Genomic DNA, 26,601 nt, shown 5'->3' with positions numbered 1-26,601 from the left:
TAGATTTTTTGAATTTTAACGCAAATTTAATAATAATCAACAAATAATTACTTGCTTAGTCATTATTAGCACTTTAGACTAGTGCCTCATTTTTTGAGGAACACAAATATGCAACTGTCAGATTTTGATTTTACACTACCAAAAGAACTGATTGCAAAATACCCATCAGAAACAAGAAGTTCATGCCGATTATTATCACTTAACAGCCGTACAGGTCATATTGAAGATAAAGTATTTACTGATATCACTGATTACATCAATCAAGGAGATTTACTTATTTTTAATAACACAAAAGTGATTCCGGCTCGAATATATGGAAAAAAAGCATCTGGTGGAAAAATTGAAATCTTGATTGAACGTTTATTAGAAGATAATCGAGCTCTTGCACATATAAAAGCATCTAAATCACCTAAAGCAGGTGCTGAACTCATTTTAGGTGAGGAAAATAATATTAGCGTTACCATGCTTGCTCGCCATGATACTTTATTCGAATTACAATTTCCTGATGATGTACTTAAAATTTTAAATGAAATTGGACACATCCCTTTACCACCTTACATAGATAGACCTGATGAAGATCAAGATCGTGAGGTATACCAAACTGTTTATAGTAAAGTACCTGGTGCAGTTGCTGCACCAACAGCAGGTCTTCATTTCGATGAGCCTTTATTAGAAAAGCTTAAAAACAAAGGTGTCGAAATGGAATTTGTAACGTTGCATGTCGGTGCAGGGACATTCCAACCAGTAAGAGTTGAAAATATAAAAACGCATATCATGCATGCTGAATATGCAGAAGTGCCAGAATCAGTTGTCAAAGCAGTTTTAGAATGCAAAGCCCGAGGAAATAAGGTCATTGCTGTCGGTACAACATCAGTCAGAGCGTTGGAAAGTGCAGCAAAACAATCTGGCAAAATTGCACCTTTTTTTGAAGATACTCAGATATTTATTTATCCAGGTTTTGATTTTAAAGTAATCGATGCACTTATTACTAATTTTCATTTACCTGAATCCACTTTAATAATGTTAGTTTCTGCATTTGCTGGCTATGAAAATACCATGCGAGCTTATCAACATGCAGTAAACGAAAAATATCACTTTTTTAGTTATGGTGATGCCATGCTAATTACTAAATAAGTTATAGCCAATTAAATTTTACCTAAATTTAATTGGCAAAATATAAAAATACTAATAATGCTTTAACTTGTTAGTGATGTTATTAATACGATTTATATTAGTTGGATGGGATGTTGGTTGATTTTTAGCATGAATTGGCATTTTTGTTAACATATTAACCAATCCTTTGGGATCTATTTTTTCCTTAACTAATAAATCAAAAGCATAATTATCTGCTTCAACCTCATATTGATGGGAAATTTCTTCTTTTACCATAATCACTATTTCATTGGATTTATCAGTAATCTCAATATAAGGCGCTTGTCTAAGTAAACTTATTCCGTGTTTTAGTGCAATATGAGCCTGTTCATGAGCAATCACTGCTTGTAACTCATCATCTTCAAGTAATTTCATCAATCCACTATTTATTCGAATACAACCATTAGCTGTAGACCAAGCATTAGGTTCACTATCAAGATAAACTTTGTAACTTAATTCAATATTATTTATTTTTCTAGGTAACTTATTGTTAAGATTAGATAATCTCTTACTAAGAAAATGATAATCAGGTGCAATAATTGCCTTCTTATCATTTTCAATGCAAGCTTGTTGGCTAATAGCTAATATATCAGAGTCAGATAATGTTTTAATTCGTTCAGATGAAATGATAGTTGGCTGTATTTGATTTTGACATCCAACTAACATTACTACAAATAATAAAATAATATATTTCAAAAGCTCAAAGATCCTTATAGATATTGTCTATTTAGGTTTAGCACGATAAACTACGCACCGCAAAAATAATACGATAACGTATTATATCAATAATTAGCGCCAAACTGTTTATTTGGTCGCAAGAGGTTAACACAAAAAATGAAATTTGAACTAGATAATACTGACGGCTTAGCTCGTCGTGGACGAATGAAGTTCGATCGTCGTGGTGTTGAATATACAGTTGAGACACCTGCATTTATGCCAGTTGGCACTTATGGTACCGTCAAAGGTATGACCCCAGAAGAAGTCGCTGCAACAGGTGCACAAATTTTATTGGGTAATACTTTCCATTTATGGTTAAGACCTGGACAAGAAATTATGCGTAAGCACGGTGATTTGCATGATTTTATGCAGTGGCCAGGCCCGATTTTAACCGACTCTGGAGGATTCCAAGTTTTTAGTCTTGGTGATATTCGTAAAATTAAAGAAGAAGGCGTCTATTTCCGTAATCCTATCAATGGTAATTCAATCTTTTTATCACCTGAAATTTCAATGGAAATCCAATATGATCTTGGTTCTGATATCGTCATGATTTTTGATGAATGTGCCCCGTTTCCTGCCGAGTGGGACTATGTCAAAAAATCAATGGAAATGTCTCTACGTTGGGCAAAACGTAGTCGCCAACGTTTTGACGAATTAGGCAATAAAAATGCCTTATTTGGTATAGTACAAGGCGGCATACATCAAGAATTACGTGATATCTCGATTAAAGGATTAACCGAAATTGGTTTTGACGGCTATGCCGTTGGCGGATTAGCGGTGGGTGAACCGAAAGCCGATATGCATCGTATCTTAGAAGGAACTTGTCCACAATTACCAGCTGATAAACCACGTTATCTAATGGGTGTTGGTAAACCTGAAGATTTAGTTGAAGGTGTTCGTCGTGGTATTGATATGTTTGATTGCGTGATGCCAACTCGTAACGCACGTAACGGGCATCTGTTTGTTACTAATGGGGTCATTAAAATCCGTAATGCAAAATATAAAGATGACACTACCCCACTCGATCCTGAGTGTGATTGTTACACCTGTAAAAATTACACTAAATCTTATCTTCATCATTTAGACAAATGTGGAGAAATATTAGGGGCACGACTCAATACCATTCATAATTTACGTTATTATCAACGCTTAATGGCTGAAATTCGTGAAGCGGTTGCTAATCAACGTTACGAAGCATTTGTCATCGAGTTTTACCAAAGAATTGGCAAAACCCCCGCTCCTTTCACAAAATAAAAATTATCATTATAATTTTTAGGGGTAACTATTGACACATCGAGGTTAGCGCAGTATTATGCGCATCCTAACGGCGAGTAGCGCAGCTTGGTAGCGCAACTGGTTTGGGACCAGTGGGTCGGAGGTTCGAATCCTCTCTCGCCGACCAATTTAAATAAAAAAGCCTGCTCATTGAGTAGGCTTTTTTATTATTCACTTCAGTCTAGAGGATGAGAACCGACGGAGGTTAGAGCCGAGCGCAGCGAGACAACGTTGCTTTAGCAACAACCAGAAGAGTTAGTATGAAATGCAAGGAATTCTCTCTCGCCAACCAATTTCATGAAAAGCCCGTTCTCGTTAATAGGCTTTTTTAAAACTAACTTATTTAAATTTAACTTCAAGTTAACTACAACAATCCTTCTTATTATCCTAAATTTTTAAAGCTATAAACTCGCTCTTGAACATATTATTGGTTCTAATGATGGCATGTCTGGGGTTAAATCATCTTCTTTATTTATTAAATTATTCAGCAATAAACGAGCAATATATTCCCCTTTATTATTTGATGGCAAAGAAACTGTTGTCAATGTTGGAAAACTCACCTTACTAAATTCGCTATCTCCAAACCCACAAACAGCTAACTGGTATGGAACACGAATATGCCTCCGCTGGCATTCATAAAGAACCCCACAAGCTAATTCATCTGTTGTACAGATTAATGCATCTATTTCTGGCCAATTCAATAGAATGTCTGATAGTAACTCACTTCCTGTCGTAAAGTTGGCTGGTTTGGCTGCATTAATAATTCTGTGTGTGGGTAAATGTTTACTTAACATGACTTTATGCCAGCCATGTAACCTTTGTTGGAATATATGATATTGATGATTAGCACAAAGTAATCCTATATTTTTGTATCCTTTGTCAATTACATGTTCAGTTAACATTGACATTGCTAGACTATCATCTAATCCGATTTTAATGTTTGAGCATTCATCATAATGTTTACCTACATTAAAAATAGGAATTGTTTTATTATTAGTAAGAAGTTTTAAGAAATCATCATCTTCAAAATAGAAAAGCAATATAGCTTCAAGATTATGACTATAAAGAATATTTAGCAGTTGAGATTCTCGCTTATAATAAAGATTAGATTCAAATATAAGGATTGTATAACCTTGTTTAGCTAAATATGTTTGTAACGAATTTAATGATATTTGTATAGAATGTTCGAAAATTTTTGTAGTTATAACAGCAATAACTTTATTGGCAGAAGCTGAAGCTAACAAACTGGCAGAAATATTTGGTTTATAACCTAATGTATCGACGGCTAATTGAATTTTTTGGCGAAGTTTATCTGATACCTTATCTGGAGTTCTTAAAGCACGCGAAACTGTCATGGCTCCAACACCTGCGTATTTAGCCACATCAAACAAGGTTGTTTGGCCTGTACCCTTACGTTTTTTTACATCCTGCATACTTAATCTCAAAAGAACAAATCTAATTCATACTATTTATATATTATATCATTTAGGTAATATGAAAAGTTTGTTAGATAAAATGCACTTATTAATATAATATCATTACGTTAAAACAATTAGCTTTTAGCAATATATCAAAAATGCTACCTAAATCACATAATCGAAAAAAAACGCACCAAAAATGATAGCGCTATCACATTTTTATCTTTTTTAAATTTTTATAGTTAGACAATATGTTAATTTTCAATAGAAACATATAGAGATCTATTTCGGAGGTAAAATGTTAAATCAATGGCTAAATTATCAAACCGTCAAAACTATTGATTCTGTACAAGATTGGAAAGAGGCAATAAAAATTTGTGCAGAACCTTTATTAAATAACCATTCAATTTCTTCTAACTATATTGATGCTATTTTTCAACTACATGAATCAATTGGCCCTTACTATGTATTAGCTCCAGGTATTGCAATGCCACATGCTCGCCCAGAACAAGGGGTAAATAAGCTAGGTTTATCTATGTTGCTTGTAAAAAAAGGCGTTAATTTCAATTCAGCAGAAAATGATCCAGTTTATTTAATCACTTTATTAGCCGCTAATGACAGTACTAGTCATATCGAGTTATTAACTCAATTAGCAACATTATTCGCCGAAACAAAAGATATTCAGACAATTTTCAATGCAAAAAGCAGCGATGAAATTTTGTCTGTAATTAATCGTTATTAATCAAATTAAACAAATAAAAGGATAAACAATATGAAAATTATGGCAGTTTGTGGCTCAGGCCTTGGTAGTAGTTTTATGGTAGAAATGAATATCAAAAAAGTACTCAAAAAACTAAACATTGATGCAGAAGTCACTCACGCTGATCTAGCGTCAGCAACACCCGATCAAGCTGATTTGTTCGTGATGACAAAAGATCTAGCTACCAGCTCAGGAATTCCAACCGAAAAATTAGTAGTATTAAATAATATTATTGATATCAACGATTTGGAAAAGAAACTCGTTGAACATTTTGCCAAAAACTAAGCAAATTTTGAGGTGTTACTATGATTCAGGAAATAGTAAAATTTATTGTTGATATCCTAAAAGTTCCAGCGGTACTTGTTGGTTTAATCGCAATGGTAGGATTATTGGCTCAACGTAAATCGTTTGCCGATACGGTTAAAGGAACCATTAAAACTATTTTAGGTTTCTTGGTATTAGGCGGTGGTGCAACAGTACTCATCAGTGCCATTACCCCATTAGGCTTAATGTTTGAACAAGCATTTGAACTACAAGGAATTGTTCCCAACAATGAAGCCATTGTTTCAATGGCATTAAATGAGTATGGCACAGCAACTGCTTTAATTATGGCGTTTGGCATGATTGCAAATATTATCGTTGCTCGATTTACTCGTTTAAAATACATCTTTCTAACTGGTCATCATACTTTTTATATGGCTTGTATGATTAGTATTATTCTAACTGTCTCAGGGTTTAAAGATTGGCAATTAGTCTTTACTGGCGCATTAGTTTTAGGGCTAATTATGGCGTTTTTCCCAGCTTTAGCTCAACCACAAATGCGCAAAATTACTGGTAATGACGATGTCGCGTTTGGTCACTTTGGTACACTAGGTTATGTCTTAGCTGGTTGGCTTGGAATGGCAGTTGGAAAAGGATCTCGTTCAACCGAAGAGATGAATTTGCCAAAAAACTTAAGCTTCTTACGTGACAGTTCAATTTCAATCTCGTTAACCATGATGATTATCTACCTTATTTTAGCTGTATTTGCCGGTTCTAATTATGTTGAAAGCAATCTTAGCAGTGGTGATAATTATTTAGTTTATGCCATTATTGAGGCAATTACGTTTGCCGCAGGCGTCTTTATTATATTGCAAGGTGTACGCTTAATACTTGCTGAAATTGTCCCGGCATTTACAGGGTTTTCTGAAAAGTTAGTCCCAAATGCAAAACCAGCTTTAGATTGTCCTGTCGTCTTCCCTTATGCCCCTAATGCCGTATTAATTGGCTTTTTATTCAGCTTTTTAGGTGGATTAGTCGGATTATTTGTTCTAGGTCAACTTAACGCTGTGCTCATTTTACCGGGCGTGGTTCCACATTTCTTCTGTGGTGCAACTGCTGGTGTATTTGGTAATGCAATGGGCGGACGTCGAGGCGCAATGCTTGGCGCATTTGCTAATGGTTTATTAGTGACATTCTTACCTGTGGTATTATTACCTGTGTTAGGATCACTTGGTTTTGCCAATACAACGTTTTCTGATGTCGATTTTTGTGGTGTAGGCATTTTACTTGGTAATATGGCAAAATGGTTTAATAAAGATGTTATCATGATGATTATTGTTGGTATCTTCGCTTTATTAGTTGTGTATAACTATGTAGCTAAACCGAAAAGCGAAACCCATAATGATTAATAGATAATATTGTATCGATTAAAATCCATCTAATTTGCCAGACTAATCAGTCTGGCAATTTTATAAAAATAGTCATTGTATAGTTGTTTTTTAAAGGAATAAAAAATGGATGATAACCAACAAAATGGAATTTATGTCACTGAAGATATTTATCTAAAAACCGCAACGGCTCATTATGCCAATGCATTATATCAGATTATTGATTCAAATCGTGTTTTGTTCAGTCAATTTATGGCATGGCCAGACTTTGTCAAATGTGAGTCAGATACGGCTAACTTTTTAGCAGATTGTTTTATCAAACATCAACAAGATGAAACTAAAACCTATGTCATTTTAAATAATAACATACCAGTTGGATTACTTTCCTTTAACCACATTGATAAAAGCAATAAAACAGCTTATATAGGCTATTGGCTAGATAGCAAAGCACAAGGTAAGGGTATTATTACACAAGCTATCCAAGCACTCACACATTATTATGCGATAAAAAAACTTATTAAACGTTTTGTCATTAAATGTTCTGTCACTAATTTAAAAAGTAATCAAGTCGCTAAGCGTTGTGGTTTTGATTATGAAGGAACACTTAAACAAGCAGAATATCTTAATGGCACTTATTATGATCAAAATATTTATAGCTTAATTTCAAGTTATATCTAAATTTAAAAAAATAAACCGACAATAGTCGGTTTATTGAATGTATTTATTAAGGAATATATTTCAATTAATGATATAACCATACACAATTAATGCAGTTATAACGATTAAAGTTCCACAAGCAATAACGTATTGTGTTTTGACACGATATCTTTTCATTTCACCAAGCGAAAGCTCTTTATTATGATTTTTTCTGTGATAATAGTAGTACAAAGGTAAGCCTATCAATGTCAAACAGATTGAAGCAATACCGTTTACAGTTTGATAAATCAACATACCATAAATAACATAAGCTGCTCCGCTTATAGCCACAATGGGAATAATAGGATAACCGATAACTTTATAAGGCCTAGGCACGTCAGCATATTTTTTTCTGGCAATAATCACGCCAACAAAAGTAAGTAGATAAAATACCCAAATCGCAAACATTGAAATCTCAGATAACCGATCAGCATCTAGTAATATTGAATACAAAAATGAAAAAATGACCAAAACAATAATGGCATTAACCGGAGAACGGCTATCTTCATCAATAGTACTTAAAAAACGCGCTCCAATAATCGTACCTCGTTCCGCCATACTAAACATAGTTCGGGATAACGTCATGATATAACCATTGATACCGCCTAAAATTGAAACCATAATGCCAACTGCAACTAAATTACCACCTAAATGTCCAAACATTCGTTGTGAAGCCACCGCAGATGCATCATGTCCAAGCGTAACCATTTCTTTTACAGGAAATATTTTGAATAATGCAATATTAATACAAGCATAAACTATTACTAAAAATATAATGCCGAGAATAATGGCTTTGGGTAACACTCTTGATGGATTACGAATTTCACCAGCAACGGACGCTACTTGCGCCCAACCATCATAAGCAAACAAGGTTGCCAATATTGCTACTGCAAATGGCGCAGTAGTTTCAATTCCTTGGCCGCTTGAACTAAATAATGCAACTTGACCATTACCTTTCCATAATCCAAATATTGCTAACAACAAAATTGGAATGAGTTTACAAAAAGTAGCGATGGTTTGCAGATATCCAGCTTGTTTAACCCCTATTGAATTGATACATGCAATGAACCCCAAAACCCCAGCACTAACCGCCAATCGATAAGAATCATTGATATCAAATAATAAACAACAAACTGAGCTAAAATATCCTACCAATGCGCCTACTAATGATGGCGCAAATAAAACGGTTATCATCCAACCATATAGATGTGAAACTTTTGCACCATAAATCTTTTCTAAATAAACCAACATGCCACCTGTTTTCGGGAACATAACGCCCAATTCACAGAGTGTTAAACCACCACAAATAGAAAAAGCACCACCGATTATCCAAGCTAACAATGCAAAATTATAATCCCCAGCTACTTCTAGTACCGCTGGCGGTTTCATAAAGGCACCAGCCCCTAAAACCATTCCAACAACTAGTGATAGTGCAGAAAGTAAACCCAAATCTTTCCGCAAATTATTCTCTAAATTGTGCTCAGACATAAACAACCCCTTAAATCTATCAATTAAGCAAGCAAAATTGGCTTATGATAGGGTTTTATTTATAAAACACAAGAAAGATTATTCTTAATCTAAAAAAAGTCATACAAGTTATAAAATAGTTAACATTCTGTTTAATAAAAAAGTCAGCATAAAGCTGACTTTTAACTATTCAATGATAATGATTATTTTTTCTTCATTTTCATATCGATAACCATACGACCACGAATTTTACCCGCTTTCATTTCATCAATCATATTATTGATATCTTCAAATGGGCGTTTTTCAACTATTGGCACAACTTTACCTTCAGCACTAAAACGAAATGCTTCGGCTAAATCTTCACGTGTACCAACTAGCGAACCTAAAACTTGAATACCATCTAAAACTGTCTTAGGAATACTTAAATCCATTGTTTCAGAAGGAAGACCTAATGCAACAACACGACCTAATGGACGAACAGAACCTATAGCCTGATTAAATGCAGTTTTAGTAACTGAAGTCACAACTGCACCATGAACACCACCACCTGTATGCTCTTTAATATAGGCACCAACATCTTCCACCTTTTTAGGATTAACAACTAAATCAGCGCCAAGTTTTTTACACAATTCTAACTGGCTATCACTGTTACTAATAGCAACAACTTTGTTATTAAAAACATTCTTACCATATTCAATAGCCAAAGTTCCAAGGCCACCAATTCCAAATACTGCGAGCCATTGACCTGGTTTAGTATCAGCTACCTTAATTCCTTTATAAGTGGTAACCCCCGCACAAGTTACACTTGTTGCTTGAGCTGGATCTAATCCATCAGGGACTTTTACCGCATAATCAGCTTTAACAATACATTGCTCAGCCATACCGCCATCAACAGTATAACCAGAATTTAATGCACTACGACAAAATGTTTCGTTACCGGAAATACAATATTCACAAGTACCACAACCTGCATGGAACCATGCAATACTGACACGATCACCAACTTTCAAGCTTTTTACATCAGGCGCAATTTTAGTCACGATACCGACACCTTCATGACCAATTACACGACCAGGTTTTTTACCGAAATCTCCAGCTGCAACATGAAGATCGGTATGACAAAGTCCACAATATTCAACCTCAACTAAAGCTTCCCCCGCTTCTAAAGGACGTACAGGAATATCTTTAATTTCAACTTGACCATCGCATTCTTGTCTAATAACTGCAGCTTTCATTTGTTTCTCCTAGATAATTACAATTTAAAAACATAACTGCTTTTATTTTAGCCTATTTATTTAGAAAAAATATGCGCTATTTCACAATTATCAATAAAAATGAGAATTATTTTTAATTTATTGTGTATATGCGATATTTACCCTAAACATCTAAAAAAACTGGTGATCATAAAAATTCTACAAGTTAGCCTCGCGGGTAAATATATAACTAAAAGTAATATAAATATGCGATATCGGCATTTCTCAACGTTTCTAAAAATTTTTATAGTGAAATCCTAAAAATTTCATAGTGATAAATACCGAAAATATGGTGACAACAATTGTAAGGAGCATACATGAAATTATTCAATATCAAACAAACATTTATTATAGGACTACTCTCAATTTTGTTACCATTTTATTCAATGGCGGATGAAAAAACACCGCAACGAGGTGGAACACTAGTTGTCCATTATTCAGGAGAACAAAGAGTTCTCAACCCAGCTTTACGCGCGTCAACGGGGGTATATGAAGTATCAGGAAAAGTAGTTGAATCATTAGTCGATCTCGATGCAGATGGTCAAATTGTTCCTGTTCTTGCTACATCATGGACTTCCTCACCGGATGGAAAAACAATAACATTTAAATTACGCGAAGGCGTCAAATGGCACGACGGTAAACCATTTACATCACAAGATGTGAAATATAATGCACTAGAGTTTTGGAAAAAAAGATTAAATTTCTCAACTACATTACAACTTAATTTAACCTCTGTCGATACACCTGATGACCATACAGTGGTATTCAATTATTCTCGTCCAATGCCATTAGATTTACTATTAAGAGCTTTAGTTGATCTTGGCTATGTTGTTCCCAAACATTTGTACGAAGGCACCGATGTGTTAAATAATCCTTATAACACCGCACCTGTAGGGACTGGGCCATTCAAGTTCGTTGAATATCAACGAGGACAACATATTATTGTTGAACGCAATGCTGATTATTGGCGAAAAGGATATCCTTATTTAGATAAAATAATCTGGCGCATTATTAACGATAACTCTTCAGCATCAGCTGCACTTGAAAGTGGACAAATTGATTTAAGTGCCTACTCAAAATTAAGCCTTGCTGATATTAATCGATTCAAACAAAACTCAAAATTTGAGGTTTTAACAAAAGGTTCTCAAGCAAATATTTTCAATAATACTTTAGAATTTAACTTCCGCAATCCGATCATTGCTAACCTAAATGTTCGCAAAGCAATTGTTCAATCACTCGATATTCCTTTCTTCATCGATGACTTTTTATACGGATTTGGTAAGCCTACAACAGGTATTATTCCATCATCAAACGTTTTTTACCCTAAAGACAGTAAAATTGTTTACCCTTTTGATAGAGAAAAAGCTGAACAATTATTAGATGAAGCGGGTTATCCACGAAAAGCTGACGGCACTCGTTTTACCTTAAAATTAGTCCATATTAATAATGGTGAAGATGTTCCACTTTTTGCAACATTTATCCAACAATCTTTAGCTGAAGTCGGCATTAATGTGGTTATCGTTAATCTCGACACTGCTGGCGCTTTAAATGCCGTTTATAAACTCCACGATTTTGATATTGCAACAGGGTGGCACCAATATAGAGGCGATCCGGCAGTTTCGACAACTGTTTGGTTACGTTCTGGCAGTCCTGAAGGAGCACCTTGGACAAATCAATATGGCTGGAAATCAGATGCTGTCGACCAATTAATCGATAGTGCCGCAACCGAAATAGATCCAGTCAAACGTAAAGCACTTTATGGTCAACTAGTTGATGTCGTGAATACTGAACTACCACTCTGGTTCGCAACAGAACGTGAATTCATCTCAGTGATTAATAACAAAGTGCACAATCATCATAATACAGCACGTTGGCCATCAAGTAGTTGGTTTGATGTATGGATAGAACACTAAGTTAAGGTGAAATGATGACGCATATACTGACTTTAGCACTTAGACGATTATTAACCACGATTCCAGCACTGGTTATCATACTAATTGCGCTATTTTTATTATTACAATTGGCGCCTGGCGATACAGTGGATGCTTTACTTGCCCAAATTGGTGGTGCCGAGTCAAGCGTTATTGATGAAATGCGTCATCATTATGAACTTGACCAATCAACAAGTTCAAGATTAATCAATTATTTATGGCGATTAGTTCATTTAGATTTGGGGCAATCAGCAATATATAATAAGCCAGTTAGCCATATGATCTTAGAACGTTTACCGGCTACATTACTATTGATGGTTTGCGCAATGTTCTTAGCGTTTACCTTCGGTACAATCCTTGGCATTTTATCCGCTCAAAAAGTGAACCGCTGGCAAGATACATTAATTTCAATATTGGGACTTATTTTTTATTCAACACCTTCATTTTGGTTAGCTCTCATGGGAATTGTCTTCTTCTCAATTTATTTGAATTGGTTACCACCTAGTGGGTTTGGCAGTATCGGCGAATCATTAACGGGTATTTCAGCATTTTTTGATATTGCATGGTATTTAATCTTACCAACTACCACCCTAGCTTTAGTTTATCTAGCAATCTATTTACGCATTATGCGCGCTTCATTACTTGAAGTATCGACCTTAGACTTTGTAAAAACAGCTAAAGCAAAAGGATTAAGTAGCCGCCAGATACTGGTTAATCACATACTACGTAACGCCATGTTACCAATGATAACGCTAATCGGTCTACAAGCAGGCACCATGTTAGGCGGTTCGGTGGTTATTGAAACCATTTTTGCTATTCCAGGATTAGGACGACTTGCCTATGATTCTGTAGTACAAAGAGATCTAAACACTTTACTTGGCGTAGTATTTGTTTCAGCAATACTCGTTATCATTATTAATTTTATTGTCGATATGCTTTACGCAAAGCTCGATCCACGCATTACAGGACATTAATAATGGCGATATTAAAAGACTATTTCCGTAGCCCAATTGCTAGAATTGGTACAATTTTACTGTTATTAATTATCATAATTGCATTAAGCGCAGATTGGTTTTTTCCTGGCAATCCGCTTCGCTTAGCTGGCCGCCCCTTACAATGGCCTTTTACAAATCCTAAATTTATTCTTGGAACAGATCAGGCAGGAAGAAATATCGCTGCCCAGCTTTTTCATGGTGCAAAAGTATCACTGATTATCGGACTGATCTCAACATTCATAGCAATTATTATTGGTGTGGTTATTGGTGCCATCTCAGGATTCTACGGAAGATGGGTTGACGACATACTGATGCGCCTTACAGAAGCATTCCAGATTTTACCTAACTTTTTACTATTATTCGTTGCTGTTGCGGTATTTGGTTCAACAATCAATATTGTGGTGATTGCAATTGGTGTTGTTTCTTGGCCACCCGTTGCAAGGTTAACTCGAGCAGAATTTTTATCATTACGCAATCGTGAATTTGTGCAGGCGGGAAAAACCATAGGTATGAGCTCAACTAGACTCATGTTTAAAGAGATTTTACCAAACGCATTACCGCCAGTAATTATGTATGCCAGTGTTATTTTATCAACCGCGATATTAATGGAAAGTGCGCTAGCCTTTTTAAGCCTTTCCGATCCCAATATCTCATCATGGGGAAATCTAGTCGGTAATGGACGACTAGTATTACGTCAACAATGGTATGTTTCAGCTATTCCTGGCATTGCAATATTGCTAACCGTTTTATCTGCATCACTAGTTGGACAAGGAATAAATGATGCACTCAATCCAAGGTTAAAAAAACGATGAATCAAAAAAGACTAACTATTAAAAATTTAACCCTAGATTTGCCTCATGGTTCGGATCGAAAATATGCGGTTAATGATGTGTCACTCGATCTTTATGCTAACGAAATCCTATGTATTGTTGGTGAAAGTGGTTCGGGTAAATCTTTATTATCCAATGCAATCATGGGATTATTACCTGACGGTATTATTGCTTCTCAAGGTGAGATTGATTTCGACGGAAACAACCTACTTACTTACCATGATGAACAAATGCGTAAAATTCGTGGTGCACATATTGGTATGGTTTTCCAAGACCCGATGACTGCGCTAAATCCATTAAAAACCATCGCTAATCAAATTAGTGAAATGTTCACTATCCACACTAAGTTAACTAAACAAGAGATAAACCAAAAAGTTATCCAATTATTAACGGATGTGCAAATGCCCAATCCACAGTCTGTTGCTAAAGCTTATCCACATCAACTTTCTGGTGGCCAGCGTCAACGAGCCATGATTGCTATGGCATTAGCATTAGAACCCGCTATTTTGATTGCTGATGAACCAACAACAGCTTTAGATGTCACAACTCAAGCATGCATATTGAAATTGATACGTGAACTACAATCACGTAAAGGTACCGCTGTATTATTCATTACTCATGATTTTGGTGTAGTTGCTGATATTGCAACTCGTATTGCGGTTATGCAGAAAGGAAAACTTGTTGAGCAAGGCTTAGCGAGTGACGTATTAAATTCGCCAACACATCCTTATACACAAGCGTTAATAGCAGCTGTCCCTCCCCTTACTCCTGGTGATGTTCGACGTATTAATAAAGAAATTATTCTTGAAGTGAACAACCTATCAAAAACGTATCACAACCATAGCTTTTTCAAGCAAAACCGACGTACAACCTATGCGGTTAATAATGTTAGCTTTAAGTTACATAAAGGGAGTACTTTAGGCATTGTGGGAGAAAGCGGCTCAGGCAAATCAACGTTAGCCAGATGCATTATTAAATTATTAGAAATAGACAGCGGTCAAATCAACTTTGAAGATGTAGATATTGCCAATTTAAAAGGGAAAAAACTTAAACAATATTCACGCCATATTCAGATGGTCTTTCAAGATCCCTATGCGTCATTAAATCCACGTCGAAAAGTCGGCGATCAAGTTACGATTGGACCAATACTTCACGGAACAAACAAACAAGAAGCAATCAAAAGAGCAAAAGCGTTATTCAACATGGTGGGATTGGAAAGCGAGGCATTAAACCGTTATCCTCATGAATTTTCAGGAGGACAAAGGCAACGAATAGGCCTTGCTCGAGCATTAGCATTAGAGCCGAAAATATTGATAGCTGATGAACCTGTATCGGCGCTTGATGTTTCAGTTCAGGCACAAGTTCTTGAACTATTGACGCAATTACAAAAAAAGCTGGATTTAACGGTTCTATTTATCACCCATGACCTACGAGTTGCTGCACAAATTTGTGATCATATTATTGTAATGAAATCAGGAAAAATCGTCGAGCAAGGTATCGCATCACAAGTCTTTCTAAATCCGACAGCATCTTATACCAAAGATCTACTTGATGCGGTTCCTGGTAAAGGATGGAATCCACATCGATTAATTGATATGTCTCCCGCTATTCATATTTAAGGAGTGAATATAATGACAACACTTAGTCCACAAATTGATCATGTTGTAATCACCGTATCAGATCAGCTCGATCAAGCAAATTATCAATATCAAAAACTGGGATTCACAACAACCCCAAGGGGCCACCATTCACTAGGAACAAGTAACAATTTAGCGATATTTACGACCACATATCTTGAGCTTTTAGGTTTTGAACCTCAAAATGCGGGTAAAGTAGATAAAAGTTGGTGTTTTGATGACGGGCTAACTGGGTTGGTTTTCAAAACCAAAGATGCCAACAAACTTTATCAACAACTTGTTAGCCAAGGTATAAAAGTTGAGGGTGACGGTCCAAAATCCTTTTTTAGACCTGTCGAATTAAATGATGGCACTAAACCAGAGGCGCGTTTTAAAACCGTCAGATTAGACCCTTCCTATACACCAAATGGACAGATCTTTTTTTGCGACCAACTGACCCCGGAACTCGTTTGGCGTAAAGAGTGGCAAACGCACCCAAATGGTGTAATAAATATTAATCAAGTCATTATTGAAGCTCAAAAACCCCGTTCCTCAATTAACTTGCTTGAAAAAACTTTCCCTTCAGCAAACATTATCGAAATTGACGGAGGCGTACGTCTAAAAGCTGAAGATAAATTTATTGATTACCTTACACCAAGTGCAATACAGCATCTTTTTGGCTCGTCAGTAAGTAAAGCGAATAACGACCAAGATCGTAAAGTTGCTTTAGGCTTCACAACAAAATCATTAGCGCAAACCCAACAAGCACTAGAAAAAGGAAAAATTAAATACAATTTACAAAATGATACGATTATCGTACCTGCCAGTGAAACATATGGTGTAGTTATGATTTTTAGCCAATTATAAATAGGAACGATAAGTATGAGTACAATTTTATTTATAGGTAGTGGCCATATGTCTGAAGCGATTATTAGCGCTTTGATAAAAAATAAAACATATGAACCCCAAGATATATTAGTGAACGATATTGTTAAATCTCGCTTAGACTATTTACATTCAACTTATGGCGTTACCCCAACTGGCAAAATCGTCAATGCAGATATTATTGTATTGGGGGTTCGACCTCAAGATGCATGGCGTAACATTGTTCAACAATTGGATGTTAAAGAGACTATTATCATTTCAATCATTGCTGGAGTAACAATTGCCCAAATAAAACAATCCTTAAAAGTTGATCTTCCTGTTATTAGAACAATTCCAAATACACTTACCGATACAGGTTTTGGTTATTCAGGTATTGCTACCGACGAGAATGATCAGGCTGTTGCAAAACAAAAATCCGTCACCCAATTCTTCAAAAGTTTTGGTAAACTTGAATATATTGACGAATCACTGCTTGATATTTTTACTGGCTATGCCGTTGCAGGACCGAATTATATTTATTATTTTTATGAATCGTTAGTTGATGCTGGAGTTTTAGTTGGATTGCCCCGAGATATGGCCAAACGCATTGCAATTGAAAATTTACACGGCGCAGCCTCAATGCTTCAATTAAGTCAAAAACATCCAAGGCAATTGCTTGATATTAATAACTCGCCAGCCGGAGTTGGAATGCATAGTTTGTATGAACTAAATAATAGTGATTTTGCCGCAGGGTTACAACGAAGCGTGAAAGCTGGAGTCATTCGAACTATTGAGCTGGGAAAAAGCAGTAAAATAAGCTAAATATAATTGTTGAGGAACTTAAAAAACCCCGCTCCTCAACTTTTTTTATTATCTATTAAATGTTAAGAGATATCTTTTGCTATATATTTTTGGCTATTATTATTGATTAATAAAAATAGCCCGATCAATGCACCTAACACAAATAATCCAACAACATAAATAGCGGGCGCCATTTTACTCACAAAATCACTAAAAAATGAGATTAGTAATGGCGTTAAGCCACCAGCTATGGCATAAGCCATATTAAATGAGAACGACACACCGCTATAACGCACCTGAGTTGGAAACACTTTAACCATAAAATAAGCAAAAGAACCGACAATTCCAACACTAAAACCTGCTAATGAATAAGTGATAAATAGAAGATTCGGATTATCGAGTGATAGATAAAATATAGCAATCATGATAGCAGCCACGATACAACCAACAACAAGTACTTTGCCCATCGAAAACTTATCCATCATCATACCGTAAAATGTACAACTGATAATCAGTCCGATGATAGCTAATATATTCCCTTGCAAAGCTTCGATTGCTGAATAACCAAATTGTTTTTGTAATAAAATTGGCGTCATTAACATTATCACCATAATACCGGCTGACAACACCCAAGTAAGTAGCATCGATAAAATTGTTTGGGGTAAATATTGAGTAATCACTGTAATTACTGGCAACTTTCTTGATAATTCTTGATTTTTACGCTTTTGAATTTCAAGAAAAATCGGCGTTTCTTTTAGCCAACGACGTAGATACATAGCGATTAAACCGAAAATACCACCGATAATAAATGGAATTCGCCATCCCCACTCATTCATTTGTTCTACCGAGATACTTTTACTCATTATTGTCGATACCAGTGAACCAAGCAGGATACCTAAACTTAATCCACTAGTTAAAATACCACACGCTAGACCTATTTTATTTTTAGGAACATGTTCGGCAACAAATGTCCATGCTCCAGGAACTTCACCACCAACGGCAAGTCCTTGGCATAATCGCATCATTAACAGTAATAATGGCGCAAAAATACCGATATTGGCATAAGTTGGTAGACAGCCAATAAATAATGTTGGTAAAGCCATTAATAGGATGCTAAGTGTAAACATTCTTTTGCGGCCAAATATATCACCAAAATGAGCCATCACAATACCACCAAAAGGGCGAATCAAATAGCCAGCAGCAAAAATACCAAAAGTCTGAACTTGGCTTAACCATGTAGGCATATTAATCGGAAAAAATAAATGGCTAATCGTTATTGAGAAAAAAACAAAAATAATAAAATCATAAAACTCTAATGCGCCACCTAATGCTGAAAGTGCTAAGGTTTTATAATCCTGATTATTTAATGTTCTCACATTTTGGGAAATTGCAGAATTTGGCATAATCATCCTTGTAAATAATTGTTTACAATCAGTCTAGTAAATTGTACTACTATACAAGAACTAACTGTTATTTAAAAGAAAATATCTAAAAGTGAACAAAAATCAAAACTAGCACTAAATGATTAATAGTTAGCCATACAAATACCTACAATAACAAAATCTTAACAAATGGAGAGTTCTAAAATGGCAACAAAACGCATTTCTCGTGGAAAATTCAACCGTATGCAACAATTATCTAACCAAGATGGCGTAATTGCAGCATTAGCAATCGATCAGCGTGGTTCAATGGTAAAAATGATGCAAAATGCCGTTGGTCAAGAGCGTTATCACATTGACATGGTTTATGAATTTAAAGAGCTTGTTTCTCAGGAATTAACCAAATATGTTAGTGCCATTTTGCTTGATGAAGAACTTGGTTTCAAAGGTATGGCGGCAAAAAATAAAAATGCTGGCTTAATCATGTCCTATGAAAAAACTGGTTATGATGCCAATACTCCCGGTCGTTTACCCGATATTTTGCCTGAAGATTCACTGCAACGTTTATTGAAAAAAGGTGCTGATGCAGCAAAAGTCCTTGTTTATTATAATCCGGATGATCCTCAAGATATCTTAGATAAAAAACATGCCTTTTTAGAACGTTTAGGCAATGAAGCGAGAGCCGCTGATATTCCGGTATTTGTCGAACCAATTGTCTATGATAATGTGGTGACTGATGATAAAAGCCCTGAATTTGCCAAAATCAAACCTCAAAAAGTGATCAAAACTATTGAGGAATTTACTAAAGATCACTATTACATCGATATCTTAAAAGTAGAAGTGCCAGTTCTATTTAAAAATGTTGAAGGATTTAACGACAATAATCCAGTTGTATATTCCCAAAAACAAGCTGCTGAATATTTTAAACAAGCAAGTGACGCTGCTACACGCCCATTTATCTACTTAAGTGCGGGTGTACCAACCAAAACTTTCCATGAAGAGCTTATTTTTGCTGGCGAACATGGCGCTAAATACAGTGGTATTTTAGGCGGTCGTGCAACTTGGTTTGAAGGCGTGGCAGCATATGCTAACGGCGGTAAAGATGGCTTAAAACGTTGGCTAGATACAACTGGTCGTGAAAATGTTGAGCACCTTAACAAAATCTTAAAACAATACGCAACACCTTGGTATGATGTGTATGGTGGCAAAGATAAGATTGAAATTATTGATCCTGTGTTAAGCAATTAATTGATTATTTTTTTGAAATTTATAACGAAGATTTAATACAAAAAAGAGTACAAGTTTTCTTCCTGCTTGTACTCTTATAATTAGCAATTAATTAGCTGATTACTTTTTGATACTCCTGCAAATATCTCCAATTAGATAGCTTTATCAAAAAATAAATTTACTTTACTTTTTTTAGACATAGATTCTAAATATTCTCTGATTTTAGTCGGAAATTTAAGTCCTTTAACACATGTCAAATTGCGTAATATTGGGAACAAACAAATATCATCCCAAGATAATAAGCCATTACATGCATTAGGTGAAGTAATTAAAGATTCAAGTTGAGTGAATAAATCAGCAACCTTAGCGATTAACGAATCAGTCTGAGCAAAGCATTCATCAAACGATCCCATCTTTTTACTCTTATTTGTGACAAAATTATCAATAGCATCTTGAGTAGCAAATTCAGCTAAACCAAGTTTGATATAACGCGGACACTCTAACTTATAGTCATATTGTTGAAGTTGTTTTATCAATGCCTCAATTTTTGGATTTTTAGGTCCTGTTAAAATAGGGCTACCGCCATAATTGCTATCGATATAAGCAACAATATCCAAACTTTCTGGCATATAGCTACCATCTTCTTTTTGTAAGATGGGCACCATTTTTTCGCCAATCATGCTTTCTGGTGATTTAGCATCATTACTTAGAAAAACATGCTGCTCAACAGGAATATTTTTCAAGCCAAAAATCATTCTTGCGCGGACACAAAAAGGACAGTGTTCATAAATAAATAATTTCATATTCGTCTCCTAAAACAATCAATGCCCCATAATAAAAAAGCCAAGACTAAAAACAGCACAAAAACCAATCCAGAGGAATAAAGCGCTTTAGCGTAACCAACCTTCACTACATTAATAAAAGGATAGGGATATTGATTAGTAAAATAACCTCTTGTGAAGATATAAATACCATAAATTAGCATTGACAAAAACGAGCCAACGATAATCTTGAAATGAATGCGTCGAAATGGCCCCCATATTAACCAACTTAATACGCCAGCAATAGGTAAAACGACATGTAAACTCTCATTAGTAAATTGTAATAATGTACTCGGTGGTTTATGAATACTTCTTAATAATAGATTATAGACAATAGCCGTTATAATTACTCCGATTAAACCATTTAATCGAATCACTTTAAATAAATATCGATTACAGTTTGGATTAAAGGCTAACCACAAACAGCTAAATGCCAACATGAGATTAGACAACACGGTAAAAAAACTGTAATAAAAAACCATTCTCCCGATAGGTGTTCCTGGTTGCCAAGGCCGAAGTCGTGTATGCCAATAAATATAAGTTTCAAGACCTATTACCAAAAAAGCATATAGCACAATAAAAAGATTAATATTTCGTTTCAGCATAACTTATTATAAAAAATAACTGATAATGCAGTATATCGTAGGCTAAAGAAAAGATACAAAAGATTCTTCCAACATAAACTAAAGTGAATAGTTATTAGCAGTTAGTATATAATAGGAAAAATCGTCGAAAAAAGAGTTGGCTTTTAATGTCTGATAAAGAGATATCATCACAAAATAAAATATTAATTGAACAATTTTTAGACTCAATTTGGTTGGAACGAAATCTTTCTGAAAATACTATCGAATCTTATAAACTCGACCTGTTTGCTTTAAGCCAATCACTGCAATCACAACAAGTTAATTTCATCACTGCGCAATCAATTAATTTGCAGGAATTTTTATTGCAACGCGTTAAAGATGGTTATAAAGCAAGTAGTTCAGCTCGTTTACTTAGTGCGACTAAACGTTTTTTTCAATATTTATATCAAGAAAATTATCGTACGGATGATCCATCAGCTATATTATCATCACCCAAATTACCCAAAAAGTTACCCAAAGATCTAACAGAATTACAGGTTGATGCTCTTCTTGAATCACCAAGTATTGATGATCCAATAGAATTGCGAGATAAAGCCATGTTAGAAGTGCTTTATGCAACAGGGCTACGCGTTTCGGAGTTAGTGAATCTAGAGATTAGCGATGTAAGTCTTAGACAAGGAGTAGTTAGAGTCGTTGGTAAAGGAAATAAAGAGCGTTTAGTTCCTTTGGGAGAAGAGGCTATTTATTGGCTTGAATACTATTTCAAATATGCGCGCAACGATCTTTTAAAAAATGGTCCTGTTGATGTTCTTTTTCCAAGTCGATTGGGTAAAAAAATGACACGACAGACTTTCTGGCATAGGATAAAATATTATGCCATACTAACGGGCATTAATATAGAAGCCCTTTCGCCTCATGTACTTAGACACGCTTTTGCAACGCATTTGCTTAATCATGGTGCCGATTTGCGTGTTGTACAAATGTTACTTGGGCATAGTAGTTTATCAACTACACAGATTTATACACATGTTGCAACAGAAAGATTAAAACAGTTGCACAGCAAACATCATCCTCGCGCATAGCGGTTCAATAAACTAAGGATAATTGAATGAAAAAATTAGTAATCAGTTTAGGTTTAGCATTGATCTCAACTTCAGTATTAGCCTCTAACGCCGATATTACAAAAACAATGGAAAAGTTAGGTTTTTCTAGCAAAGAGATTACAATCGAAAATAACCCAATACAAGGGCTAAAAAGTGTTACCACACCTGATGGTATCTTTTATGTCACTGATGATGGTAAATTCTTAACTCAGGGGCCAATCTATAATCTTGAAGGCAGTGAACCAGTAAATATTGCCAACAGCAATAACTTAAAATTAATGAAATCAATTGAAAAAGATGCCATTGTTTATCAAGCTCCAAATGAACAATATGTTATCTCAGTTTTTACCGATTACACATGCCACTACTGTAAATTATTACACGAAAATATTGAGCAATATTTAAATGCAGGCATCTCAGTTCACTATTTTGCTTTTCCACGAGCAGGAGCAGATAGTGAAGTAGGTAAAAATATGCAATCCATTTGGAGTGTAGTTGATCGCAAAGCCGCTTTTGAAAATGCATATAAAGGTAATAAAATTTCACCTGCTAATAGCATGATCCCTTATGTAACACAGCAATTTAACGTTGGTAAAAAACTAGGTATTAGTGGAACACCAGCAATAGTATTACCTGATGGACAACTTGTCTCTGGTTACGTTCCGGCTGATAAATTAATCGAAATTTTAAAAAAGAAATCTAATAACTAGTACTGTATAATTTATAACCTTTAAATTATAGAATACAAAAAATTGTTAGCGCATACGCGCTAACATTCATCATATGAAAGCAGATAAATTAATACATCGTAAGTTACCCGAAACGCTACCAGAATTATCAAATGACATTCCGTTATTGTTGCAGCGAGTATATGCATTGCGCGGAATAACGTCTATGCAAGAACTAGACTATACCACTCGTAATCTATGTAACTACGACAATCTAGATGGGACCAATAAAGCTGTTGACATTCTTTATTCTGCAATGAAGAACAATGAGCGAATAATGATTGTTGGAGACTTTGATACCGATGGCGCAACCAGTACCGCATTAACGGTAAAAGCGTTAAAAAAAATGGGGTGTCAATTTGTCGATTATATTATTCCAAATCGTTTTGATGATGGATATGGTTTAAGTATTAACGTCGTAAAGAAAGCAATTTTACAAAAAGCGGATCTTATTATTACTGTTGATAACGGTGTTTCTGCTGTTGAGGCGGTCGAATTTGCAAAACAGTCGAATTTAACCGTCATTATTACCGATCACCACTTATGTCCAGAAAAACTACCTCCTGCGGATGCAATTATCAATCCTAATTTACCAAATTGCACTTTTCCTTCAAAACATTTAGCAGGTGTTGGTGTAGCTTTTTATTTTATGCTGGCATTACGGTCAAAATTACGCAAGGAAAACTGGTTCACCACACATAATTTAGAAGAATTTAATATTGCTAGCTTATTAGACTTAGTTGCCCTTGGCACTATTGCCGATGTGGTAAAACTCGACCTAAATAACCGAATACTAGTCCATCAAGGTGTTAGCCGTATCCGAGCAGGCTATTGTTGTGAAGGAATTAAAGCATTATTAAATATTTCCAGACGAGATCCCCTCACGTTCACCTCAACAGATCTTGCTTATTATATAGCCCCAAGACTAAATGCTGCTGGACGAATGGATAATATGTCTCTGAGCGTAGAATTATTGTTATGTGAAGACTATGATAGTGCAGTCAATCAAGCAGCCGACCTTGATACGCTTAATAGTGATCGAAAATTAATTGAGCAAACGATGTATCAAGAAGCTTTATCCCACGTTGAACAGATACATAAACCTTCTTTACCTAATTCAATAGTGGTACATCATCCTGAGTGGCATCAAGGTGTTATTGGTATAGTCTCAGCACGATTGAAAGACAAATATTATCGTCCTGTGATATGTTTCGCTTCGACAGAAGATGGATTATTGAAAGGTTCTGGAAGATCAATAGATGGTATTCACTTACAAAATGTACTCTATGAATTGAATCAAAGATATCCAGATATTTTGGTTAGCTTTGGTGGTCATGCCATGGCTGCTGGATTAAGTATTCAAGAAAAAGATTTAGATAAATTTAGGGATCTTTTAGAAACAGTGATAACTGAGCAACTTGATTTGAAGGTACTTGAACAAACGATTGAAACCGATGGCGAGATAAATAACGAAGATTTTAATTATTCAATTGCAAAACTACTAAAAGACTCTGGTCCATGGGGTGAAGGATTTATCGAACCTACATTTGATGGCGAATTTATTATTCATCAGCAACGCATATTTGCTGAAAAACACCTTAAATTAGTATTAGAACCCAAAAATGGGGGACCAATAATTGAAGGGATCTGTTTTAATGTTAATTTAACAAAGTGGCCAGACCAAACGATAAAAGAAGCAAAAATTGTTTATCACTTAGATGTAAATGAGTTTCGAGGAAATCAAACCCTAAAATTAATGATAAGACATATCTGGCCTATCGCATAAGCGATTAAGATCGACTATAATTACTAGATTCTGTAAAATCAGAACAGTTAATCACAAAAATAAAATTAGCAATACAATAGTTTTATCATTAGTACATTTTATACAACATTAAGGACAAAAAATGCATATTCATATTCTTGGGATTTGTGGCACATTTATGGGCGGTATTGCATTAATAGCTCGTTCATTAGGTCACAAAGTAACAGGATCAGATAAAAATGTTTACCCACCAATGAGTACGCTGTTACAAAAAGAGCATATTGATATTATTGAAGGAGACGATCCATCACAATTAATACCAACTCCTGATCTAGTTATCATTGGCAATGCCCTATCAAGAGGAAATCCTTGTGTTGAATACATTTTGGACAATAACATTCCTTACGTCTCTGCACCACAATGGTTACATGATAATGTACTAAAAGACCGTTGGGTTATTGCTGTGGCAGGTACACACGGCAAAACAACAACGGCTGGAATGGTTAACTGGATTTTAGAAAAACAAGGCTATAAACAGGGTTTTGTTATTGGTGGTGTTCCGGGTAATTTTGAAGTATCAGCAAGATTAGGTGAAGGTAACTTCTTTGTTATTGAAGCAGACGAGTATGACTGTTCATTCTTTGATAAGCGCTCTAAATTCATGCATTATTGTCCAAAAACACTGATTATGAATAATTTAGAGTTCGATCATGCAGATATTTTTGATGATCTTAGTTCTATCCAAAAACAGTTCCATCATCTAGTTCGTTTAGTACCAAGTAAAGGATTGATAATTTCTCCTCAAGAAGATGTCAATTTAAAACAAGTATTAGCAAAAGGTTGTTGGAGTAAACAATCTTTTACCGAATCTGAAGACGGTTGGTTAGCGAAAAAGATTGCTAATGATGCCAGCCAGTTTGATGTTTATTACAACAACAAAAAGATGGGTACAGTTAACTATTCTTTAGTTGGTGAACACAATATGCATAATGCCTTAATGGCAATTGCCGCTGCACACAATGTTGGTATAGATCCAGCAGATGCTTGTTTAGCGTTAGGATCATTTTTAAATGCTAAAAGACGCTTGGAGCTATATGGTGAGGTCAATAACATTGAAATTTATGATGATTTTGCTCATCATCCAACGGCAATTTTAGCAACATTAGAAGCATTACGCAGCAAAATTGGTGCAAATCGACGAATTTTAGCAGTATTAGAGCCTCGATCTAACACAATGAAGTTAGGGATTTCAAAAGATGAACTTGCTCCATCATTAGGTCGCGCTGATGAAATATATATGTTCCAACCAGAACAACTACCTTGGTTAGTTGCTGATGTAGTCGATGCCTGTATCCAACCGGCTTATTGGACAGCTGATATTGACTTATTAGTTGAAATGATAACAAAATCAGCCAAACCAACCGATGCCATTTTGATTATGAGTAATGGTGGTTTTAGTGGAATTCATAACAAGATTTTAGAAAGCTTGAAAAAACAACAATTAAGAAAACAATTAGATGCATAACTATTAATTGCATTAAATAATTAATTTACCTAAATGCATCTGCAT

General features: G+C 35.2%; 24 protein-coding genes, 1 tRNA gene and 1 other RNA gene. 19 read left to right on the top strand and 7 right to left on the bottom strand.

Annotated elements, in window-relative coordinates:
* Window positions 1–108 precede the first annotated feature (108 nt).
* Window positions 109–1,134 carry a tRNA preQ1(34) S-adenosylmethionine ribosyltransferase-isomerase QueA gene (gene queA, locus A9G07_RS10470; RefSeq protein WP_065735062.1) on the top strand — a complete coding sequence of 342 codons (1,026 nt, stop codon included), beginning with the start codon at window positions 109–111 and terminating at the stop codon, window positions 1,132–1,134.
* Window positions 1,135–1,185: 51 nt separating this feature from the next.
* Here queA and A9G07_RS10465 read toward each other — a convergent pair whose 3' ends face one another.
* The gene (locus A9G07_RS10465; RefSeq protein WP_065735061.1) at window positions 1,186–1,848 is read right to left on the bottom strand and encodes a M48 family metalloprotease; all 663 of its coding nucleotides are present in this window, start codon (window positions 1,846–1,848) and stop codon (window positions 1,186–1,188) included.
* A 138-nt stretch (window positions 1,849–1,986) separates the two neighbouring features.
* Between A9G07_RS10465 and tgt the strand changes: the two genes are divergently transcribed.
* The 3 genes from tgt to A9G07_RS10450 all read left to right on the top strand — a co-directional run bounded on the left by tgt (window position 1,987) and on the right by A9G07_RS10450 (window position 3,436).
* Window positions 1,987–3,123: a tRNA guanosine(34) transglycosylase Tgt gene (gene tgt, locus A9G07_RS10460; protein WP_065735060.1), complete on the top strand. Its 1,137-nt coding sequence runs from the start codon at window positions 1,987–1,989 to the stop codon at window positions 3,121–3,123.
* A gap of 71 nt (window positions 3,124–3,194) precedes the next feature.
* Window positions 3,195–3,271 (top strand) — tRNA-Pro (locus A9G07_RS10455).
* Window positions 3,272–3,311: 40 nt separating this feature from the next.
* Window positions 3,312–3,436: non-coding RNA, RtT sRNA (locus A9G07_RS10450), on the top strand.
* Window positions 3,437–3,545: 109 nt separating this feature from the next.
* On the opposite strand, the gene A9G07_RS10445 is transcribed toward A9G07_RS10450, so the two are convergent.
* The gene (locus A9G07_RS10445; protein ID WP_065735059.1) at window positions 3,546–4,577 is read right to left on the bottom strand and encodes a LacI family DNA-binding transcriptional regulator; all 1,032 of its coding nucleotides are present in this window, start codon (window positions 4,575–4,577) and stop codon (window positions 3,546–3,548) included.
* Window positions 4,578–4,860: 283 nt separating this feature from the next.
* Here A9G07_RS10445 and A9G07_RS10440 point away from each other — a divergent pair, with 283 nt between their 5' ends.
* From A9G07_RS10440 to rimL, 4 genes are all read left to right on the top strand, one after another.
* Entirely contained in the window at window positions 4,861–5,304 is a 444-nt protein-coding gene (locus A9G07_RS10440; protein ID WP_065735058.1) for a PTS sugar transporter subunit IIA, read from the top strand.
* 30 nt (window positions 5,305–5,334) lie between these two features.
* Window positions 5,335–5,607: a PTS sugar transporter subunit IIB gene (locus A9G07_RS10435; protein ID WP_065562042.1), complete on the top strand. Its 273-nt coding sequence runs from the start codon at window positions 5,335–5,337 to the stop codon at window positions 5,605–5,607.
* Window positions 5,608–5,627: 20 nt separating this feature from the next.
* Window positions 5,628–6,992, top strand: a complete 1,365-nt coding sequence (locus tag A9G07_RS10430; RefSeq protein ID WP_065735057.1) for a PTS ascorbate transporter subunit IIC — start codon at window positions 5,628–5,630, stop codon at window positions 6,990–6,992.
* Window positions 6,993–7,097: 105 nt separating this feature from the next.
* Complete coding sequence (rimL, locus tag A9G07_RS10425) at window positions 7,098–7,649, top strand: 50S ribosomal protein L7/L12-serine acetyltransferase (protein ID WP_065735056.1); 552 nt, start codon at window positions 7,098–7,100, stop codon at window positions 7,647–7,649.
* 60 nt (window positions 7,650–7,709) lie between these two features.
* On the opposite strand, the gene A9G07_RS10420 is transcribed toward rimL, so the two are convergent.
* Window positions 7,710–9,155 (bottom strand): APC family permease, encoded by a 1,446-nt coding sequence (locus A9G07_RS10420; protein WP_065735055.1) that lies wholly within the window; start codon window positions 9,153–9,155, stop codon window positions 7,710–7,712.
* A 182-nt stretch (window positions 9,156–9,337) separates the two neighbouring features.
* Window positions 9,338–10,369: an alcohol dehydrogenase AdhP gene (gene adhP, locus A9G07_RS10415; protein ID WP_065735054.1), complete on the bottom strand. Its 1,032-nt coding sequence runs from the start codon at window positions 10,367–10,369 to the stop codon at window positions 9,338–9,340.
* 335 nt (window positions 10,370–10,704) lie between these two features.
* Between adhP and A9G07_RS10410 the strand changes: the two genes are divergently transcribed.
* Genes A9G07_RS10410 through A9G07_RS10385 form a run of 6 tightly spaced genes read left to right on the top strand, consistent with a single transcriptional unit; the run spans window position 10,705 to window position 17,445 of the window.
* Window positions 10,705–12,300, top strand: coding sequence for an ABC transporter substrate-binding protein (locus tag A9G07_RS10410; RefSeq protein ID WP_065735053.1), 1,596 nt, complete (start codon window positions 10,705–10,707; stop codon window positions 12,298–12,300).
* An 11-nt stretch (window positions 12,301–12,311) separates the two neighbouring features.
* A complete protein-coding gene (locus A9G07_RS10405; protein WP_218060062.1) occupies window positions 12,312–13,292 on the top strand; it encodes an ABC transporter permease in 981 nt (326 codons plus the stop codon).
* Window positions 13,293–13,294: 2 nt separating this feature from the next.
* A complete protein-coding gene (locus A9G07_RS10400) occupies window positions 13,295–14,125 on the top strand; it encodes an ABC transporter permease (RefSeq protein ID WP_065735051.1) in 831 nt (276 codons plus the stop codon).
* Window positions 14,122–15,762, top strand: coding sequence for an ABC transporter ATP-binding protein (locus A9G07_RS10395; RefSeq protein ID WP_065735050.1), 1,641 nt, complete (start codon window positions 14,122–14,124; stop codon window positions 15,760–15,762). Before A9G07_RS10400 ends, A9G07_RS10395 begins: the two co-directional genes overlap by 4 nt.
* A 12-nt stretch (window positions 15,763–15,774) precedes the next feature.
* A complete protein-coding gene (locus A9G07_RS10390; RefSeq protein ID WP_065735049.1) occupies window positions 15,775–16,626 on the top strand; it encodes a VOC family protein in 852 nt (283 codons plus the stop codon).
* A gap of 15 nt (window positions 16,627–16,641) precedes the next feature.
* Window positions 16,642–17,445: a pyrroline-5-carboxylate reductase family protein gene (locus A9G07_RS10385; RefSeq protein ID WP_065735048.1), complete on the top strand. Its 804-nt coding sequence runs from the start codon at window positions 16,642–16,644 to the stop codon at window positions 17,443–17,445.
* A gap of 62 nt (window positions 17,446–17,507) precedes the next feature.
* Here the strand turns inward: A9G07_RS10385 and A9G07_RS10380 are convergent, their stop codons facing one another.
* Window positions 17,508–18,827: an MFS transporter gene (locus A9G07_RS10380; protein ID WP_065735047.1), complete on the bottom strand. Its 1,320-nt coding sequence runs from the start codon at window positions 18,825–18,827 to the stop codon at window positions 17,508–17,510.
* A 183-nt stretch (window positions 18,828–19,010) separates the two neighbouring features.
* Between A9G07_RS10380 and A9G07_RS10375 the strand changes: the two genes are divergently transcribed.
* Complete coding sequence (locus tag A9G07_RS10375; protein ID WP_065735046.1) at window positions 19,011–20,051, top strand: tagatose 1,6-diphosphate aldolase; 1,041 nt, start codon at window positions 19,011–19,013, stop codon at window positions 20,049–20,051.
* 131 nt (window positions 20,052–20,182) lie between these two features.
* Here A9G07_RS10375 and grxB read toward each other — a convergent pair whose 3' ends face one another.
* Window positions 20,183–20,833, bottom strand: coding sequence for a glutaredoxin 2 (grxB, locus tag A9G07_RS10370; protein WP_065735045.1), 651 nt, complete (start codon window positions 20,831–20,833; stop codon window positions 20,183–20,185).
* Window positions 20,830–21,456, bottom strand: coding sequence for a Pr6Pr family membrane protein (locus A9G07_RS10365; protein WP_141677512.1), 627 nt, complete (start codon window positions 21,454–21,456; stop codon window positions 20,830–20,832). Before A9G07_RS10365 ends, grxB begins: the two co-directional genes overlap by 4 nt.
* 146 nt (window positions 21,457–21,602) lie before the next feature.
* Between A9G07_RS10365 and xerD the strand changes: the two genes are divergently transcribed.
* From xerD to mpl, 4 genes are all read left to right on the top strand, one after another.
* Complete coding sequence (gene xerD / locus A9G07_RS10360; protein WP_065562027.1) at window positions 21,603–22,517, top strand: site-specific tyrosine recombinase XerD; 915 nt, start codon at window positions 21,603–21,605, stop codon at window positions 22,515–22,517.
* 26 nt (window positions 22,518–22,543) lie between these two features.
* Window positions 22,544–23,248 (top strand): bifunctional protein-disulfide isomerase/oxidoreductase DsbC, encoded by a 705-nt coding sequence (dsbC, locus tag A9G07_RS10355; protein WP_065735043.1) that lies wholly within the window; start codon window positions 22,544–22,546, stop codon window positions 23,246–23,248.
* A gap of 73 nt (window positions 23,249–23,321) precedes the next feature.
* The gene (gene recJ / locus A9G07_RS10350; protein WP_065735042.1) at window positions 23,322–25,052 is read left to right on the top strand and encodes a single-stranded-DNA-specific exonuclease RecJ; all 1,731 of its coding nucleotides are present in this window, start codon (window positions 23,322–23,324) and stop codon (window positions 25,050–25,052) included.
* Between the two features lie 121 nt (window positions 25,053–25,173).
* Window positions 25,174–26,556: a UDP-N-acetylmuramate:L-alanyl-gamma-D-glutamyl-meso-diaminopimelate ligase gene (gene mpl / locus A9G07_RS10345; RefSeq protein WP_065735041.1), complete on the top strand. Its 1,383-nt coding sequence runs from the start codon at window positions 25,174–25,176 to the stop codon at window positions 26,554–26,556.
* Window positions 26,557–26,601: the final 45 nt, after the last annotated feature.

Origin of the sequence: Gilliamella sp. wkB72 (assembly GCF_001693745.1) — a bacterium.
GTDB lineage: Bacteria > Pseudomonadota > Gammaproteobacteria > Enterobacterales > Orbaceae > Gilliamella > Gilliamella apicola_E.
Note: the sequence above shows the minus strand (reverse complement) of the source record. Positions and strands in the feature narration are given on the sequence as shown.

What these genes read in the sequence shown, in the direction of transcription:
- A9G07_RS10375 (WP_065735046.1), top strand. Translation starts at nt 19,011, where the DNA reads ATGGCAACAAAACGCATTTCTCGTGGAAAATTCAACCGTATGCAACAA.
- recJ (WP_065735042.1), top strand. Translation starts at nt 23,322, where the DNA reads ATGAAAGCAGATAAATTAATACATCGTAAGTTACCCGAAACGCTACCA.
- A9G07_RS10365 (WP_141677512.1), bottom strand. Translation starts at nt 21,456, where the DNA reads ATGCTGAAACGAAATATTAATCTTTTTATTGTGCTATATGCTTTTTTG.
- A9G07_RS10405 (WP_218060062.1), top strand. Translation starts at nt 12,312, where the DNA reads ATGATGACGCATATACTGACTTTAGCACTTAGACGATTATTAACCACG.
- A9G07_RS10390 (WP_065735049.1), top strand. Translation starts at nt 15,775, where the DNA reads ATGACAACACTTAGTCCACAAATTGATCATGTTGTAATCACCGTATCA.
- A9G07_RS10395 (WP_065735050.1), top strand. Translation starts at nt 14,122, where the DNA reads ATGAATCAAAAAAGACTAACTATTAAAAATTTAACCCTAGATTTGCCT.
- dsbC (WP_065735043.1), top strand. Translation starts at nt 22,544, where the DNA reads ATGAAAAAATTAGTAATCAGTTTAGGTTTAGCATTGATCTCAACTTCA.
- A9G07_RS10430 (WP_065735057.1), top strand. Translation starts at nt 5,628, where the DNA reads ATGATTCAGGAAATAGTAAAATTTATTGTTGATATCCTAAAAGTTCCA.
- grxB (WP_065735045.1), bottom strand. Translation starts at nt 20,833, where the DNA reads ATGAAATTATTTATTTATGAACACTGTCCTTTTTGTGTCCGCGCAAGA.
- queA (WP_065735062.1), top strand. Translation starts at nt 109, where the DNA reads ATGCAACTGTCAGATTTTGATTTTACACTACCAAAAGAACTGATTGCA.
- A9G07_RS10385 (WP_065735048.1), top strand. Translation starts at nt 16,642, where the DNA reads ATGAGTACAATTTTATTTATAGGTAGTGGCCATATGTCTGAAGCGATT.
- tgt (WP_065735060.1), top strand. Translation starts at nt 1,987, where the DNA reads ATGAAATTTGAACTAGATAATACTGACGGCTTAGCTCGTCGTGGACGA.
- A9G07_RS10445 (WP_065735059.1), bottom strand. Translation starts at nt 4,577, where the DNA reads ATGCAGGATGTAAAAAAACGTAAGGGTACAGGCCAAACAACCTTGTTT.
- A9G07_RS10420 (WP_065735055.1), bottom strand. Translation starts at nt 9,155, where the DNA reads ATGTCTGAGCACAATTTAGAGAATAATTTGCGGAAAGATTTGGGTTTA.
- rimL (WP_065735056.1), top strand. Translation starts at nt 7,098, where the DNA reads ATGGATGATAACCAACAAAATGGAATTTATGTCACTGAAGATATTTAT.
- A9G07_RS10380 (WP_065735047.1), bottom strand. Translation starts at nt 18,827, where the DNA reads ATGCCAAATTCTGCAATTTCCCAAAATGTGAGAACATTAAATAATCAG.
- xerD (WP_065562027.1), top strand. Translation starts at nt 21,603, where the DNA reads ATGTCTGATAAAGAGATATCATCACAAAATAAAATATTAATTGAACAA.
- A9G07_RS10400 (WP_065735051.1), top strand. Translation starts at nt 13,295, where the DNA reads ATGGCGATATTAAAAGACTATTTCCGTAGCCCAATTGCTAGAATTGGT.
- A9G07_RS10435 (WP_065562042.1), top strand. Translation starts at nt 5,335, where the DNA reads ATGAAAATTATGGCAGTTTGTGGCTCAGGCCTTGGTAGTAGTTTTATG.
- mpl (WP_065735041.1), top strand. Translation starts at nt 25,174, where the DNA reads ATGCATATTCATATTCTTGGGATTTGTGGCACATTTATGGGCGGTATT.
- A9G07_RS10440 (WP_065735058.1), top strand. Translation starts at nt 4,861, where the DNA reads ATGTTAAATCAATGGCTAAATTATCAAACCGTCAAAACTATTGATTCT.
- adhP (WP_065735054.1), bottom strand. Translation starts at nt 10,369, where the DNA reads ATGAAAGCTGCAGTTATTAGACAAGAATGCGATGGTCAAGTTGAAATT.
- A9G07_RS10410 (WP_065735053.1), top strand. Translation starts at nt 10,705, where the DNA reads ATGAAATTATTCAATATCAAACAAACATTTATTATAGGACTACTCTCA.